This is a genomic window from Marinobacter daqiaonensis (assembly GCF_900115285.1).
Taxonomy (GTDB): Bacteria; Pseudomonadota; Gammaproteobacteria; order Pseudomonadales; family Oleiphilaceae; genus Marinobacter; species Marinobacter daqiaonensis.
This window is the reverse complement of record NZ_FOYW01000001.1, coordinates 346,930-361,667: the sequence shown is the minus strand read 5'-3', so window position 1 is coordinate 361,667 and position 14,738 is coordinate 346,930. Positions and strand designations below refer to the sequence as shown.

Genomic DNA, 14,738 nt, shown 5'->3' with positions numbered 1-14,738 from the left:
GGCTCTTCAGGAAGAATGGATGCGTTGTTAATGCTTTTTGCAAGGTAAATAAGGATAGACATGTCTGCTATCAGCGCCAGACTGCCCCTGATAACCGCGTCGCTGCTCACTGTTGCCATGGTTGGTACGGTCGGGTGGCAGGGATACCGGTTCTGGGAACAGGAACAAGCCCGGCAATCACAGCCTGCGAGCCAACCGTCGAAGGTGGTTCGCTCCCCAGCGGAACGCGCCCCCGAGGTCGATCTCGCCAACATCGACATGTTCGGACGCGCGGACGCCGAGGCCATGGCCGCCAACCAGAACACCGAAGACCTTCCGGAGACCAACCTCCGACTCTTCCTCAGGGGCGTACTGGCCGGTACCGAAGATCAGCCCGGCACCGCTTTGGTCGAGGATGACAGAAACCGGACTGAGGTCTATATGATTGGTGATGAACTACCGGGGAACGCCGAACTGCGCTCGGTCCATGCGAACCGCATTGTCATTGAGCGCGGCGGCAAGCTGGAGAACCTGTACTTTCCTGAGACAGATGACTCCCGGGGTCTGGAACTTGCTGCCGTGGACAACGGCGATAGCCAGCAGCAACCATCCCGGGCGCCGCAGCAGAGCCAGTCCCGTTCAATGGGAACGCCTCAGGCGACCGACGAACGGCGGCAACAGATACGCCAGCGGCTGGAAGAGCTCCGTGAGCGTCTGAGGGAAAACAACGGATGAGGTAGCTTCATGGGACCATCGCGGCAGACGGCCAGACACAGCTCTCTGCTGATCGCCCTCATGTTCGCCGCCCTGGCTACCGCCTTTGAGCTTGGTACCGAGCTCCTCAATTATATCCAGCAGGAATATGGCACCGAGGCCCGGCAACGTCTTGAGACCTGGCAGGACCTTCATCAACTGGCCGGTTCCGCCCCCACCCGTCGCCAGATCCGTCTGGTCAACTCCTTCTTCAATCGAGTGCCTTTTATCAGTGACCTCGCCCACTGGAACGAGGAGGATTTCTGGGCAACACCGGTGGAACTGCTCGCGACCAATGGCGGCGACTGTGAGGATTACTCCATCGCCAAGTACCTTACCCTCAGGTCCATGGGCGTTCCTGATCAGCAGTTACGTATCGTCTATGTGAAGGCCCTCGAACTGAACCAGGCCCACATGGTGCTTGCCTGGTATCCGACCCCTGACGCCGATCCCCTGATCCTCGACAACCTGATCAACCAGATCAGACCCGCCTCCCAGCGGGATGACCTGGAACCGGTGTACAGCTTCAACGGCGAAGGCCTCTGGCGGGTTCGGGGCGGTCGCGACAAGCGCTCTGGCACAGCAGAACAGTTAAGCCACTGGCGCGCCCTCACCGAACGCCTGATCGATCCGCTCAAATAGCGGGGCTGGAATGACTTCGATAACGCAGACTGGTCGGCAAATACTACAATTCCGACGGTAAACTTTCCCTGTCCTGCCGCCCGACAGCTCCCCGCCTTTCGCTGACAGCAGGAGAGAACTCCCCCTCCACCAACCGAACTCACTGAATTCCCCGGCCGCTACAACGCAGCCATTAATCCTCATTAATACGTGGTTTCATGGCGCAAAGTTCGCAAAGGTATGGGTGGCTACGGTTCAGGGACCGGCTTCTGCCCTCCCCCAGGCCCTGGCAAAGCGAATGTTATTGCCCGGCCCACAGGAACTTCAACATCAAATCAGACTTACATGTTTGAATGGATTTCAAATAACTACACCGCTGTCGCCGGGCTCACCAGTATCGGCACGTTATTCGTGTGGATTTTTTATGCCCAGCTCCTGTACAGCGGCTACAAACGCCAGCGTCGCCCCCGGATCCTCATCAACAAAGGCGTCGGCGACGAATACATCGATTCGCCCTGCCTGATCTGTAATATGAGCCAGGAGCCTGTCTTCATATATTTCCTCGTGGCCCAGCTGAAAACTTCAGAGGGCACTCATACCACCCCCCTGATGGATCGCCTCGGCGACGAGTTACCGGAAAGCGACGAAACACTCGGCGTTCGAAGCAAAACCCGTCAGGGTCCTCTGGGCAGCGGAGAATTCCTGGAGGTTATCAGCTTCAGGAGAATGATTGAGCGAATAATGAGCTCTGCCAACCTTGATATCAAGGAGGGCGCGCCCCTGGCCTCGGGGTTGCAGCTGCACTGGCTTGAGATACACGTGGTATGCATCTATGGTTCAGAGGATAAGGCCTTTGGCGCGGTAAGGCGATTCACCATCGACACTCCCGAGGACCGCCAGCGGATCAGCCTTTATCCGGATACGCTGGATACCCGGATTAAAAAATCAAAACGATACCGGCGCCAGATCGATAGCTGGCTCCGGAAGTACCTGTAGACCGTTATGGAATACATCATACCTGGCCTCGTTCTTATCCTGATTGTGATGGCGGATTTTGTCCGGACAACCCTCACCACAAAAGGCGAAGGCCCCCTGTCCTCGGTGGTGTCCGGAGTTTTGCGGAATCTGGCAAAGTTGTCGATACGCATGGGGCACCGGCCATCGGAAGTGCTTGGTGCGATATGCGTCATCTCTATAGGATCGGTCTGGTTGGCCGGTCTCTGGGTGGGGTGGGTTCTGGTCTTCATGGGAATTCCGGATGCGATCGCACATTCCGGCAGCAAGGTCGGCATTGGTATCTACGACATTGTCTATTTCGTGGGATTCAATCTCTCCAGCCTCGGCATTGGCGACCTGGCACCCAGAAACCCGATGGCACAGATGGCGACAGTGCTGACCTCCTTCAGCGGCTTGCTGGTTATAACGCTGATAGTGACCTACGCCATTTCGGTGGTGGGGGCTGTCGTCGCCCGCCGGGTGCTTGCCTTCAAACTTTACCTGGTTGGTGGACACAAAGGGGAGTTCCTGACGGAGTTTCCAGGTGAAAAGGAGTTCGCGGCCTGGGTCGGAGAAATCTCGAAAGAGCTCGTTTCCTGTACGGAGCAACGTCTTGCCTACCCGGTACTGGATTGTTTCACCAGCAAGGACGAGCGATTTTCCCTTCCCGTGCAATTAGCCGCCCTGGGGATCGAGTGCTACAGGAAAACCCGCAACGCAGGCGCGACGGAACCCTCGGCAAAGGAACTGGAGAGTCTACTCTCTGTCCTGGACCGGTATACGTCGCTTACGGGCATAACGGACGACGACATGTCAGAGAGGCTGGTGAAATTGAGCAAGCTCTGAGTATGGTGCCTGACCCGGAATCGACCGCGGAATGGAAACTCACAGGGCAAGATCCGCGGTGTGCCAGCCTGCAACGGTCTTGAGACCGTTCAGATCAACCAGGGTGATGGCATGACCGCTGGAGCCAATCAGCCCTTTTTCACGAAGCTGAGCCAGTATACGGCTGACATGGACAATGCTGAGACCAAGGGCATCGGCGATGACGTTATGGGGAATACGAAGCACAGTTGGCGGCTTCAGCCTGGTGTCGTAACCGACTCTGTCCTCTACTGTTATCTGTGCTCCCGGAATGTCACCCCGAAAGGCGCGGAGCCGGACTTCCAGAAGAAAGTGGGCAACGCGCTGAAGGGCACAATGTCGGGTAAGTCCGACCATACGTTCCTTCAATAAGGCCTGCCCCCGGGACACCACTTGAAACAGCAGGAGCGACAACCCCGGAGACCAGGCGAACAGTGTGATCACCTCAGCCTTGTCGTAGTGAAGAAAACTGGCGTCTGTCATCGTTGTCAGATCCGAGAGATGGTGAGGCTGGGACAGTTCGTCCAGGCCAATAACATCCCCGGGGAAATGGATGTCTATGATCTGCCGTCGGCCGTCCTCCAGGTAACGACAGGTGAAACTCTGGCCACTCTCCACCACCAGGAGTTGATCGGAGGGGTCACCCTGACGGAAGACCACCGAGTTTCTGGGGTAGTGACACCTTTCGGGTTCCAGGGTCTGCAGTAATTTCCGGTCACACTCAGACAGCGAAGCGATGCCGACAAGACATTCCGTTATATTCCTTGGAGCAGTCATTACGGAACACCTCATTCCCTGGTGGGCTGACCACTCTCTTGTTCCTCATACTTCCGCAACCGGTTATAGAGGGTTTTCATGCTGACACCCAGAATATTGGCTGCCCTCTCCTTCCGCCCGCCGCACTGATCCAGCGTTGCGATGATCAGGTTTCTTTCCATTTCGGCCACGGATGTTCCGATATCCACGGTAAGGGTCTGCCCATTCTGACGAACCCGATGGGCCGTGGGCCTGGCAATCTCCGAAGGCAGTTCCTTAACCGTAATCCTGTGATCAGCCATGATATAGCCTCGCTGAACCACGTTCTTGAGCTCTCTTATGTTGCGTGGCCAGGCGTAGTTCTCCAGATTCACCAGGGCATCTTCGGAGAAAGCCTTGTGGGCGCCATCCGCCTGATTCAGTTCCTGCAGGAAATGAAGCGCAAGATCACGGATATCATCCCTGCGTTCCCGCAGAGAGGGCAGCTCAATGGGGAATACCTGGAGGCGGTAAAGCAGATCCGCCCGCAGTTTTCCAGAGGCAACCTCATCCTCCGGGCAACGATTGGTTGCTGCGATGATCCGCACATCGGTGTCACGTTCGTGGTCACTTCCTACCCGGACAAACCGACGTGTCTCAAGAACACGAAGCAGCTTCACCTGTAGCTCCAGGGGCATTTCAGTCAACTCATCCAGAAACAGGGTACCACCGTCCGCCTGCTCAAAGACCCCTCTGTGACTCCTCACCGCGCCGGTAAAACTGCCCTTGTCGTGCCCGAACAGCTCGCTTTCGATCAGCTGAGGCGAGATCGCACCGCAATTCACCGGGACAAATGGCTGGCCGCGACGGTCACTCTGTTCATGAATGGCGGTAGCGGTAATTTCCTTGCCGGTGCCGCTCTCACCCGTAATCAGGACCGTCGCCGAGGTCGGAGCGACACGCCGGACCTGGGACAGCACATGTTTCATTCCACTGGAGCGGCCCAGCAAGGCTTCGAGGTGCAGGTGATGTGTTGATTCCGGCTTGTCGGGCAAACAACGAAGCCTGGTTTCAGCGCTTGGCCGGGGCCCGCTCTCATCGGAGCCCCCACTTCTTCCAAGGAACTCCCTGTATTCAACAAGACTCATTGCCCTTCTCCTTTGTTGATTTCTACCCAGACATTCCGCCAGCCTGGACAGCCTCGAAATGAAACCCGAGGCAAAGACCCTGATCGTGTCCAAAAGGCAATGTCACTTTATCGATTGGAACTGCCTTCGATGCATTATTCACCTAGATTCCGTGCATAAGAAAATGCTGCAGCTAGAACGATTATGACTCACTATATACATATTGAATTTACATAAAATTTTGATGTGGATTTTTACACTACGCAAAATAGTGCTCCGATCCTCTCGCAGGTGCTTCGGCATTTTCAGATAAAAACCGCCATTTTAGTAACCTGTTGTTTTAAAGAGCGACCCATTAACGTGTCAGCCCCGTACCCCCTGGTATCGACAGATTCAGCACCTGCCTACTCATTGAAGCACCAATATCACATGTTTCAATTATCTGTGATTGCAATCACACTTTAAGAATAACACTCCATGAAACTATATTTTTTAATTTTGTATTATTTTTTGGAAGGATCCCCTCCAGAAGGGTAAATGTTTTGACACAGGGAAAAGTGAGTTCTGCTTGTCATTTTTAACGACATATAATTATAAATACTTCGGATTAAATCTTGCTTAATAAACAACCCTGATGATGCCTGAGTTGAAGGACAACACCATGGTGAAACGGGTAAACGTCGCCACCAAGGAGGACCATTATGGCCCGTCAGAAAGATCCGATCACTCTGTTGAGGAACTGGGCAAACAACTCGAAGAACGCAGGCAGGAACTGGCGGGCCCATTTCCGGGAAATCTCCCACCCATGGCTGACAAACGGGCCGGCGAGTTGGTGGGATCCCTCAACAAGGCGGGCTGGATTCCTTTCCGGAGACTATTCTGACCTTGCTGCCGGCCATTGAGTTTCTGGCTCAGTCCATGACCCGGGATGCCCATTCAGGCACCTTGTCGGCAAACGCCTCCCAGGCACCGTCCTTCCAGCTCGCAATACGGACGTAGGGACGCGTTGCGCTTGAGTTGTCCACCAGATGAAGTTCATCCGCCAGGCCCACGGAATCCTTTACGTTTGCGAAAGTTCTGGGGACACGGCTTTTGACCTTTTCCTCGGGGACGTTGTGACCACCGGCTTTGACCCGTGAATGGACGCGGGCATTGTGCAGGCTGGTGTCTCCCAGGTGAAAATAGAAGATATGGATCCTAAAACCCACTGCCTTGGCCCTGGCGATAAAATCCAGCTTGGAGGGATGGGAATAGACCGTCTCGAAACAGAAGGTCCGACCCTCCTCCAACAGGCGAAACCGTTCCTTCTCGGCAACCAGGGCCGCCTCGTAGCTGTGGTTTTCCGGCTCGGCGGGCCAGAGCGTCCTTGCTATGTTGTCCGCATTGATCAGAGGGATGTTTTTTGGCTTTAAGAAACGCTCGTAGAACGTTGTTTTACCAGAGCCATTGCCTCCGACAAGAAGCCATAGCTCAGGCTGCATGACCCTGCCCGCTCAGGGGCTCGAAACGGCCATCACGGAACTGGCCGATGATTCTCTGGCCATCGGGATAGATCGCCTCCAGGTATCCGGGCCGACGCTCCGACGCCTGGTACACAATCCTGTCCCGGGCAATGTGACGGGACAGTCCACCGGAGTCACGATCCGCCTCAACCTCGGCCCAGATATCGTCACTGGTCACCGGCTCCGGCAGGACCGGCTCCACCTTGACCCGGCGAATACCCTGACTGATCGCAATCAGGTCTTCGGCACTCACTTCCCCGGCAATGGCCCGGCCAATCTCGGCCCAGAACTCGATCTGCTTCGGCGTCGAACGCCGCTGAACCTGAGCCTCGGCTGCCGCATGGCGAACCAGGGTATCTTCAAGCCGCACCGGTGTGGTCATAACTCCTCCAGGGAATTCCCGACGATTTGATACAGATTACCACGATTGTAGCAGGTTGCAACAGCCTGTATTCAGGCAGAGCCTGATACGGAGAACCGGGGAGCCGGGGAACCGGGAGCCAAGGACTTTCTTCAGTGTTCTTTTACTGAGAAGATCAACTTGGTTTCAGACACCTGTTAACCTTGAGGGAGCCGGTTGGGGATGATTTCCCCGGACCGTCGAGCGCCAGGGAAGGCGCTCGTCGAGCCCTACATGGACGTACTTGCGGGGCGTGTCCGGGAAAGTTATACCGAACCGGATCCTCTGGCACGGTGATATAGACAAAACCAAAAAAGAGAAAAACAATGCGTAGATGGAACGGCTGGGGCGACGACAGTATCCAGCCCGAACTCCCGGCCTCGGGCCTCGGCTTCCTGGAGGACCGCATCGGCATCGCCCAACCGCTCGCGGACGCTGCCCTTGAACGGGTCATCCGGCAGGTTCCGGCTTCGCGGCTCCCTGACCATCCCCTGATCCGCAAGGAAGCCGACATCCGGGTACGGCACGCCCGCGGACAGAGCCTTCCGGACTGGCTTGCCATGCGTAGCGGGCAGTTCGGGGTTTTCCCCGATGGCGTGGCCCGGCCCGAGCGGGGCGAACAGGTCAGGGAGTTGCTGGAACTGGCAGCCGAACATGGCTTCATCGTTATTCCCTACGGCGGCGGCACCAGTGTTGCGGGCCATATCAACCCCCTTGCCGGCGAAAGGCCCGTGCTGACCATCAGCCTGGCCCGCATGGACCGACTGCTGGACCTGGACAGCGAAAGCCAGATCGCCACTTTCGGAGCAGGTACGCCCGGTCCGCTGGTGGAATCACAACTGCGGGCGCGGGGCTACACACTGGGCCATTTCCCCCAGTCGTTCGAGCTGTCCACCCTCGGCGGCTGGATCGCCACCCGTTCCAGCGGCCAGCAGTCACTGCGCTATGGGCGCATCGAACAGTTGTTTGCCGGTGGCACCATGGAAACACTCCAGGGCACCCTGACCGTACCCACCCTGCCCGCCTCTTCCGCCAGTCCGGATCTGCGGGAGATGGTACTGGGCTCGGAGGGGCGCCTGGGTATCATAACGGAAGCGAAAGTAAGGGTGACGCCCCTGCCTGAACGGGAATCCTTCCATGTGATGTTTTTCCACGACTGGCAACTCGCCCGTGAGGCGGCCCGCCGCATGGTGCAGGCGAAAATCCCCCTGTCCATGCTGCGCGTCAGCAACGGGGAAGAAACCCGGACGCAACTGGCCCTGGCCGGCCATCCCACCAAAATCCGGCTGCTGGAGGCCTATCTCGCCAGACGCGGAGCGGGTGACGGTAAATGCCTGATGACGTTCGGGGTCACCGGCAGCAAACGTCAGTGCCGTCATGCCCTGAAGGAGGCCCGCCGGTTCGGCAAACGCTTCCGGGCGGTTTACATGGGCACCGGCATGGGCCAGAAATGGGCGGAGAAGCGCTTTGCCATGCCGTACCTGAGGGAATCCCTGTGGCAGCGGGGTTACGCCGTGGATACCCTGGAAACCGCTACGGACTGGGATAACGTCGACAGCCTGATGACCCGGATAGAAGACAATCTTCATGAGGGTCTGGCGGACGAACGGCAACCGGTCCATGTGTTCAGCCACCTTTCCCATGTCTATCCCCAGGGCAGCTCCATCTACACGACCTACGTTTTTCCGGTCGCCGAGAACTACGAAAGCACGCTGGTACGGTGGGAAAGACTCAAACACACCACCTCTGCGCTCATCGTGGAGAACCGGGGCACGATCTCCCACCAGCACGGAGTGGGCAAGGACCACGCCCAATGGCTTCACGTCGAGAAAGGCACCCTGGGAATGACGGCTCTCAGGAGCCTCGTCGCCACCTTCGACCCGACAGGTATCCTCAACGAAGGCACGCTCCTGAGAAAGACTGATGGAGGATGGGGCAGTAAAAAGGGGGGCCACCATGAGCCGGAAACTCACTGACCTGAACCCCGATTTTGACATCATCGTGATTGGCGGCGGTATTACCGGTGCCGGCGTCGCCCGTGAAGCGGCGGCAGCCGGCCTCAGAACACTGCTGGTGGAGCAGAAGGATTACGCATGGGGCACCTCCTCCAGGTCATCCAAGATGGTACATGGCGGGTTGCGCTATCTTGCCGGCGGCCACATCGGCCTGACCCGGGACGCGGTCCGTGAACGCCAGCGGATGCTCGACGAGGCACCGGGACTGGTCGAGCGGATGCGATATGTGATGCCCCATTATCGTAAACGGTTTCCAGGACCCAGGCTGTTCGGACTGGTGCTGGCCGTGTATGACTTCTTTGCCGGCGAGCGTTACCGGCACCGGATTCAACAGACCGAAATGCTGCAATGGCTACCGGGGCTGAGTCACAGGGATCTGCTGGGGGCCACCGGTTTCACCGATGCGGTAACGGAAGACGCCCGCCTGGTGATGCGGATCCTCGATGAAGCCCGCAGCCGTGGCGCCACCACTTTGAACTACGTGGCGGCCACGGAAGTGAGTAAACCCGGGGACAGGCACTGGTCCGTCACCCTTGAAGACAGGGGACCTGGCCAGTCAGCCCGCCGTACCGTTGATGCAACACTGGTGGTGAACGCCACGGGAGCCTGGGCCGATCGACTTTGGCCGGTAAAGGACCGGAAGGAACACATCCGACCGCTTCGGGGTAGCCACCTGGTGCTCCCCTTTCACAGACTGCCGGTCTCGGTGGCACTGACCATTCCCCACCCCCGTGACAAACGCCCGGTGTTCATCTACCCGTGGCTCGGGCGAACCGTGGTAGGCACCACCGATCTCGACCATCGGCGCGATCTGGACCTGGAGCCTGCCATAACCTCGGAGGAGGTGGGGTACCTGTTCGAGGCAGCCAACAGCGCTTACCCCGGTTGCTCACTGGATCGGGGCGACATTATCTCGACCTGGTCGGGCGTCAGACCCGTGGTCAGCAGCCAGGACACGTCGTCAGACCTGTCACCCTCTAAAGAGAATCGTGAACATGTGATCTGGGATGACGACGGCCTGATTTCCGTGGCCGGTGGCAAGCTGACCACCTTTCGACTGATTGCCAGGGAGATCCTGCTGACCGGAACCCCCTATCTGAACACTCTGGCCCTGGCAGATGAGAGCGAGCCTGTGTTTCCCCCGGCCGATGGTCTGCCGCGACCGGAGACAATCCGTCATCTCACCTGGCGCCGTCTGCAGGGCCAGTTCGGACGCCACCTGCCCCGGCTGCTTGAAGCGGGTCCGCTGGCCGAAGTCCCGACAACGGAATATCTCTGGGCCGAGCTGCACTGGGCAGCGAGCCATGAGAGCGTTATTCACCTTGACGATCTGCTGCTTCGCCGCACCCGTCTTGGCCTGATCCTGCCCGGGGGCGGGGTGGACCTGCTGGCGGAACTGAAACAGCGGCTTCAGCCCGATCTTGGCTGGGACGATGACCACTGGGCCGCGGAAGAGCAACGCTATCTGACCCTGTGGCGAACAGCCTGTTTCCTGCCTGAAGAGTCTCCGGAACCATGAGCACGCCGCTGATCCTGGCCATTGACCAGGGCACCCAGAGCGTTCGCGCACTGCTGTTCGATGCCGGGGGCACTCTGGTGGGCCGGGGCCGGCGGGAGATCGAGCCTTACGTTTCCCCCGAGCCGGGCTGGGCGGAGCAGGACCCGGACTATTTCTGGCGCCAGCTCGGGCTGGCCTGCGATGACCTGTGGACCACAACAGCGGCCCGGCCTGAACAGGTGATGGGAGTGACCATCACCTGTCAGCGGGGTACCGTGGTGAATCTCGGCGAGGACGGCCAGCCACTGCGGCCGGCGATTCTCTGGCTTGACCAGCGCCAGGCCGCTGTCCACGGACCTGTCCCCGGCCCCTGGGGCTGGGTGTTCCGGGGCCTCCGGCTTGAGAACACCATTGATCAGTTCCGCCGCAACGCCGAAGCCAACTGGATAGCCGATTACCAGCCGGACATCTGGCAGCGTACCCGCCGGTACCTGCTGCTTTCCGGGTACCTGAACTACCGCCTGACCGGCGAGTACCGGGATTCAACGGGAAGCCAGGTGGGCTACCTGCCGTTTGATTTTCGCCGCCACCAGTGGGCAGCATCCCGGGATTTCAAATGGAAACTGATGCCGGTTAAATCCACCCAGTTGCCGGAGCTCGCACAACCCGCCGACACCCTGGGCCATCTGACCCGGGAAGCCGGCGAACACCTGGGACTTCCAGCCGGACTCCCGGTGATCGCGTCGGCCTCCGACAAGGCCTGTGAGGTCCTTGGCAGCGGCGGTACCGGCCCGGAAATCGCCTGCCTGAGCTATGGCACCACCGCGACCGTCAACGTCACCAACCCCCGTTATGTGGAGCCGGTGCGGCTGATGCCTCCCTACCCGTCCGCCCTGCCCGGCCACTACTCCACCGAGGTAATGATCTATCGCGGCTACTGGATGGTCAGCTGGTTCAAACGGGAATTCGGTCAGAGGGAGCAGTCCATCGCCCGGGAGCGGGGTATCGAGCCTGAAGTTCTGTTCGAGGAACTGGTAAGGGCCGTGCCGCCGGGCTCCATGGGACTGATGCTGCAGCCCTACTGGTCACCAGGGGTACGCCATCCCGGGCCTGATGCCAAGGGAGCCATGATCGGATTTGGCGACGTCCATACCCGGGCCCATATCTACCGCGCCATCCTCGAGGGACTCGCCTATGCGTTGAGAGAAGGCATGGAGCGGATCCAGAAACGCAGTGGTGTGCCCGTCCGGATTCTGCGGGTGGCAGGTGGTGGTTCCCGGAGCGACGCGGCCATGCAACTGACCGCCGACATTTTCGGTATGCCGGCGGAGCGCCCAGCCACAACAGAAGCGTCTGGTCTCGGAGCCGCCATTGTGGCCGCAGCGGGACTGGGCCTGCATCCGGACGTGCCGGCCGCCGCCCGGGCCATGACCCCGACAACAGAGGTATTCCAGCCGGACGAACAGGCGCGGAAGCTCTATGAGCAGCTGTACAGCAAGGTCTACCGGAAAATGTATGGTCGCCTCGACCCGCTCTATCGCGATATCCGCCGTATCACCGGTTACCCGGAATAGTGCCGGGGGACAACTCCAGCCGGTTTTCACCGGCAAGCTGGAACGCCGGCATGTCCGGATGCCGCTCCCGGTTGAGTGTGTGGCGCATCCAGCGCCTTTCCTCATCAGAGGCCCGGTACAGCGAAAGATGCTTACGGCGAAGGGGGGTCAGCCACAGCCCCTCCAGGCGACCGGTCTGTCGGCTCATCCGGCAGAAAATCATCAGGCCCAGTTCGGGCCGGTAAGTGCCGTGACCACCAATGCCCTCGTAATCATTGATAAAATCGCCACAGCCATAAAAAATGGGCCGATCCCGATAAAGTTCCATTCCCCGGGGATGGTGGGATGAATGGCCGTGAATGACATCCGCGCCGGCATCGATCAGCTGCCGGGCCAGATTCCGATGGCCATCGGGAATGTCATACCCCCAGTTGCTCCCCCAGTGGATGGAAACCACGGCCAGGTCGCCTGGTCGCCGCTGCCTGGTGATTTCGCGGATCAGGGGGTTGGTGTCTTCATGAGACGTGGATGGCAGCATAAAGACACCAGGTGTTTCGTCACCGGCCTGCCAGTTTTCCGGAATACCGCTGTCGGAAAGACCGACGCTCCATATCCGGACACGACCGCCAGCCGGCAGGCCCAGACTGACCGGCTCTCTGGCGCGCCTGGCGTTCCCACCCGCGCCAGCGTGGGGGATCGATAGCCGGTCGAGGACATCCAGGGTTTCCAGAAGGCCTTCCCGCTGCCAGTCCAGAACATGATTATTGGCCAGGCAGCAGGCATTGATGCCAGCGACTTTCAGGCATTCGGCATTGTCCGGGCTCATGCGGTAGTGGATGCCTTTGCCGGGCCAGGGCTCGGCGTTCCGGGTAATGCTGGTTTCCAGGTTGATCAGACGGACCTCAGGGTCAAACCTGGCCAGTTCGTCCAGGGCATCACCCCAGATATCGGCAAACCCCAGAGGTCGCTCAATGGCGCCGCCGGAACGTTCCGCCAGCGCGATGTAGTCACGGGCGTCCTGCACATAGGATTCGTAAAGCTCCGGTGACGAAGGATGTGGCATGGCCTGGTCGATACCGCGACCGGTCATCACGTCTCCGCACAGGAACAGGGTTACCGTTTCACTCATGCTCGAAGTGTAGTACCGGCAGGCGACCCTTTCGACAAAGGTGGCCAGTAAGGCCCCGGCCGTCGCACTCAGTCTGCCCCGGAGGCCACGTTTCTATCCACACGGACTTCGTTCCTGAGTTCAGCCGAGCGGAAATAACCCAGAATATTGTCGACCGTTGTCTCGGCGATGTTATCCAGGGCCTCACGGGTCAGAAAGGCTTGGTGAGAGGTAATGAGCACATTGGGAAACGTCAGCAGGCGGGCCAGAGTGTCGTCCTGCAGCACCTGGTCGGACAGGTCTTCCCTGAACACGCCTTCCTCCTCTTCGTAAACATCCAGCCCGGCAGCGCCGATACCGCCCTTTTTCAGCGATCGGATCAGCGCGCCCGCATCGATCAGGGCCCCACGGCCGGTGTTGATAAGCATGGTGTGCTTTTTCATGCGACCAAGCGCGTCTTCATCAATGAGGTGTCTGGTCTCTGGTGTCAGGGGCACATGGAGACTCAGGATATCGGACTGTTCGATGACCTCGTCGAAATCCAGGTATTCGGTCCAGCCTTCTTCAACCAGCGCGTCGGATTTCTCCTTGGAAAAGGCAATGACCTTACAGCCGAATCCATGGGCGATTCGGGCCATCTGCTCACCGATTTTACCGGTGCCGATAATACCGAAGGTTTTCCCGTGAAGATCAAACCCCTCAAGACCTTCAAGGGAGAAATTGAGTTCCCTTACCCGATTGTGGGCCTTGTGGATTTTACGGTTCAGGCACAGGATCAGCGCCATCGCATGTTCGGCTACGGCGCTGGGGGAATAGGCGGGCACCCGTACCACGGGAATGGCATGGCGGTCGGCGGCGCGAAGATCCACGTTGTTGAATCCTGCGCTGCGTAGGGCAATCAGCTTGATGCCGGCATCGGCAAGTCGCCGAATGGCTCCGGCGCCCACATCATCCTCGGAGAAACAGCAGACCGCATCGTGACCTTCCGCCAAGGGGGCGGTTTTTTCACTAAGGCTCGTCTCATGGTAGGTCATCGACAGGTCCGAGCCCGCGTAGTGCTCGAATCCGGGCCTTTCAAATTCGTGGGTGCTGAACATTGCAACGCTGGGGGAATCGTTCTTTGGCAAGATAAAACTCCTGAAATGGTTTCTCTCTGAAACATAAGGCTAGTGCCCCGGAACTTGCATGGCCAGTGAGGACCTGCTTGAATTCTGGTGTTATCGACGAAAATCGGAGGTAATCATGAAGTTCGCGATAGGATCCCTGCTGTTTGCATTCCTGCTGGGTACGGGACTGGCCGGTTGCAACACCATCGAAGGCATGGGCGAAGACGTGGAAGCCGTTGGTGAGACCATTGATGAAGAAGCGGAAGAAACCTGAGCACCTCCCGGCGGGGTATGGCCGTACAACGCCCCTCTTTCAGCCTGTCGGCGTCCTTGAATTGGTGATCAGACCCGGTCTGCGGGATGGTCGCCACCCCATGGAGCAGAAGCTCACCTGAATTCAGACCGGTAGGATTTGCCAGTTTTCCGGTAAATTTTACGATCCGGATCAGCGACGGCCAGTCGAGTCCCGCAAAAAAATACC

General features: G+C 58.7%; 15 protein-coding genes. 9 read left to right on the top strand and 6 right to left on the bottom strand.

The genetic code is table 11. The features are described 5' to 3' along the window. The first annotated feature begins 60 nt into the window (after nucleotides 1-60). The 4 genes from BM346_RS01645 (at nucleotide 61) to BM346_RS01630 (ending at nucleotide 3,195) form a co-directional block, all read left to right on the top strand. A complete protein-coding gene (locus BM346_RS01645; RefSeq protein ID WP_092008562.1) occupies nucleotides 61-714 on the top strand; it encodes a type II secretion system protein N in 654 nt (217 codons plus the stop codon). 9 nt (nucleotides 715-723) lie between these two features. Continuing rightward, nucleotides 724-1,374 (top strand): transglutaminase-like cysteine peptidase, encoded by a 651-nt coding sequence (locus BM346_RS01640; RefSeq protein WP_092008561.1) that lies wholly within the window; start codon nucleotides 724-726, stop codon nucleotides 1,372-1,374. 324 nt (nucleotides 1,375-1,698) lie between these two features. After that, nucleotides 1,699-2,349: a hypothetical protein gene (locus BM346_RS01635; RefSeq protein WP_092008560.1), complete on the top strand. Its 651-nt coding sequence runs from the start codon at nucleotides 1,699-1,701 to the stop codon at nucleotides 2,347-2,349. Nucleotides 2,350-2,355: 6 nt separating this feature from the next. Beyond that, nucleotides 2,356-3,195, top strand: a complete 840-nt coding sequence (locus BM346_RS01630; protein WP_092008559.1) for an ion channel — start codon at nucleotides 2,356-2,358, stop codon at nucleotides 3,193-3,195. Nucleotides 3,196-3,234: 39 nt separating this feature from the next. On the opposite strand, the gene BM346_RS01625 is transcribed toward BM346_RS01630, so the two are convergent. Both BM346_RS01625 and BM346_RS01620 read right to left on the bottom strand, forming a co-directional pair. Further along, nucleotides 3,235-3,990, bottom strand: coding sequence for a Crp/Fnr family transcriptional regulator (locus tag BM346_RS01625; RefSeq protein WP_167812658.1), 756 nt, complete (start codon nucleotides 3,988-3,990; stop codon nucleotides 3,235-3,237). Nucleotides 3,991-4,001: 11 nt separating this feature from the next. After that, nucleotides 4,002-5,096 (bottom strand): sigma-54 interaction domain-containing protein, encoded by a 1,095-nt coding sequence (locus BM346_RS01620; RefSeq protein ID WP_092008557.1) that lies wholly within the window; start codon nucleotides 5,094-5,096, stop codon nucleotides 4,002-4,004. A gap of 640 nt (nucleotides 5,097-5,736) precedes the next feature. On the opposite strand from BM346_RS01620, the gene BM346_RS18015 reads away from it, so the two are divergent. Further along, nucleotides 5,737-5,958: a hypothetical protein gene (locus tag BM346_RS18015; RefSeq protein WP_092008556.1), complete on the top strand. Its 222-nt coding sequence runs from the start codon at nucleotides 5,737-5,739 to the stop codon at nucleotides 5,956-5,958. Nucleotides 5,959-5,986: 28 nt separating this feature from the next. Here BM346_RS18015 and BM346_RS01610 read toward each other — a convergent pair whose 3' ends face one another. Both BM346_RS01610 and BM346_RS01605 read right to left on the bottom strand, forming a co-directional pair. Then, nucleotides 5,987-6,556, bottom strand: a complete 570-nt coding sequence (locus BM346_RS01610; protein WP_092008555.1) for an AAA family ATPase — start codon at nucleotides 6,554-6,556, stop codon at nucleotides 5,987-5,989. Further along, entirely contained in the window at nucleotides 6,546-6,959 is a 414-nt protein-coding gene (locus BM346_RS01605) for a TA system antitoxin ParD family protein (protein ID WP_092008554.1), read from the bottom strand. The genes BM346_RS01610 and BM346_RS01605 overlap by 11 nt, the downstream gene beginning before the upstream one ends. Nucleotides 6,960-7,303: 344 nt before the next feature. Between BM346_RS01605 and BM346_RS01600 the strand changes: the two genes are divergently transcribed. From BM346_RS01600 to BM346_RS01590, 3 genes are read left to right on the top strand one after another with little or no spacing between them, the layout of a single operon-like run. Further along, the gene (locus tag BM346_RS01600) at nucleotides 7,304-8,953 is read left to right on the top strand and encodes an FAD-binding oxidoreductase (protein ID WP_092008553.1); all 1,650 of its coding nucleotides are present in this window, start codon (nucleotides 7,304-7,306) and stop codon (nucleotides 8,951-8,953) included. Beyond that, nucleotides 8,934-10,511, top strand: a complete 1,578-nt coding sequence (locus BM346_RS01595) for a glycerol-3-phosphate dehydrogenase/oxidase (protein ID WP_092008552.1) — start codon at nucleotides 8,934-8,936, stop codon at nucleotides 10,509-10,511. Before BM346_RS01600 ends, BM346_RS01595 begins: the two co-directional genes overlap by 20 nt. Further along, nucleotides 10,508-12,064 carry an FGGY-family carbohydrate kinase gene (locus tag BM346_RS01590; RefSeq protein WP_092008551.1) on the top strand — a complete coding sequence of 519 codons (1,557 nt, stop codon included), beginning with the start codon at nucleotides 10,508-10,510 and terminating at the stop codon, nucleotides 12,062-12,064. Before BM346_RS01595 ends, BM346_RS01590 begins: the two co-directional genes overlap by 4 nt. On the opposite strand, the gene BM346_RS01585 is transcribed toward BM346_RS01590, so the two are convergent. Beyond that, complete coding sequence (locus BM346_RS01585; protein WP_092008550.1) at nucleotides 12,045-13,172, bottom strand: CapA family protein; 1,128 nt, start codon at nucleotides 13,170-13,172, stop codon at nucleotides 12,045-12,047. The two genes, BM346_RS01590 and BM346_RS01585, sit on opposite strands and share 20 nt — an antisense overlap. 68 nt (nucleotides 13,173-13,240) lie before the next feature. Beyond that, a complete protein-coding gene (locus BM346_RS01580) occupies nucleotides 13,241-14,248 on the bottom strand; it encodes a 2-hydroxyacid dehydrogenase (protein ID WP_092013180.1) in 1,008 nt (335 codons plus the stop codon). 145 nt (nucleotides 14,249-14,393) lie between these two features. Here BM346_RS01580 and BM346_RS01575 point away from each other — a divergent pair, with 145 nt between their 5' ends. After that, nucleotides 14,394-14,531, top strand: a complete 138-nt coding sequence (locus tag BM346_RS01575; RefSeq protein WP_139229884.1) for an entericidin A/B family lipoprotein — start codon at nucleotides 14,394-14,396, stop codon at nucleotides 14,529-14,531. Nucleotides 14,532-14,738: the final 207 nt, after the last annotated feature.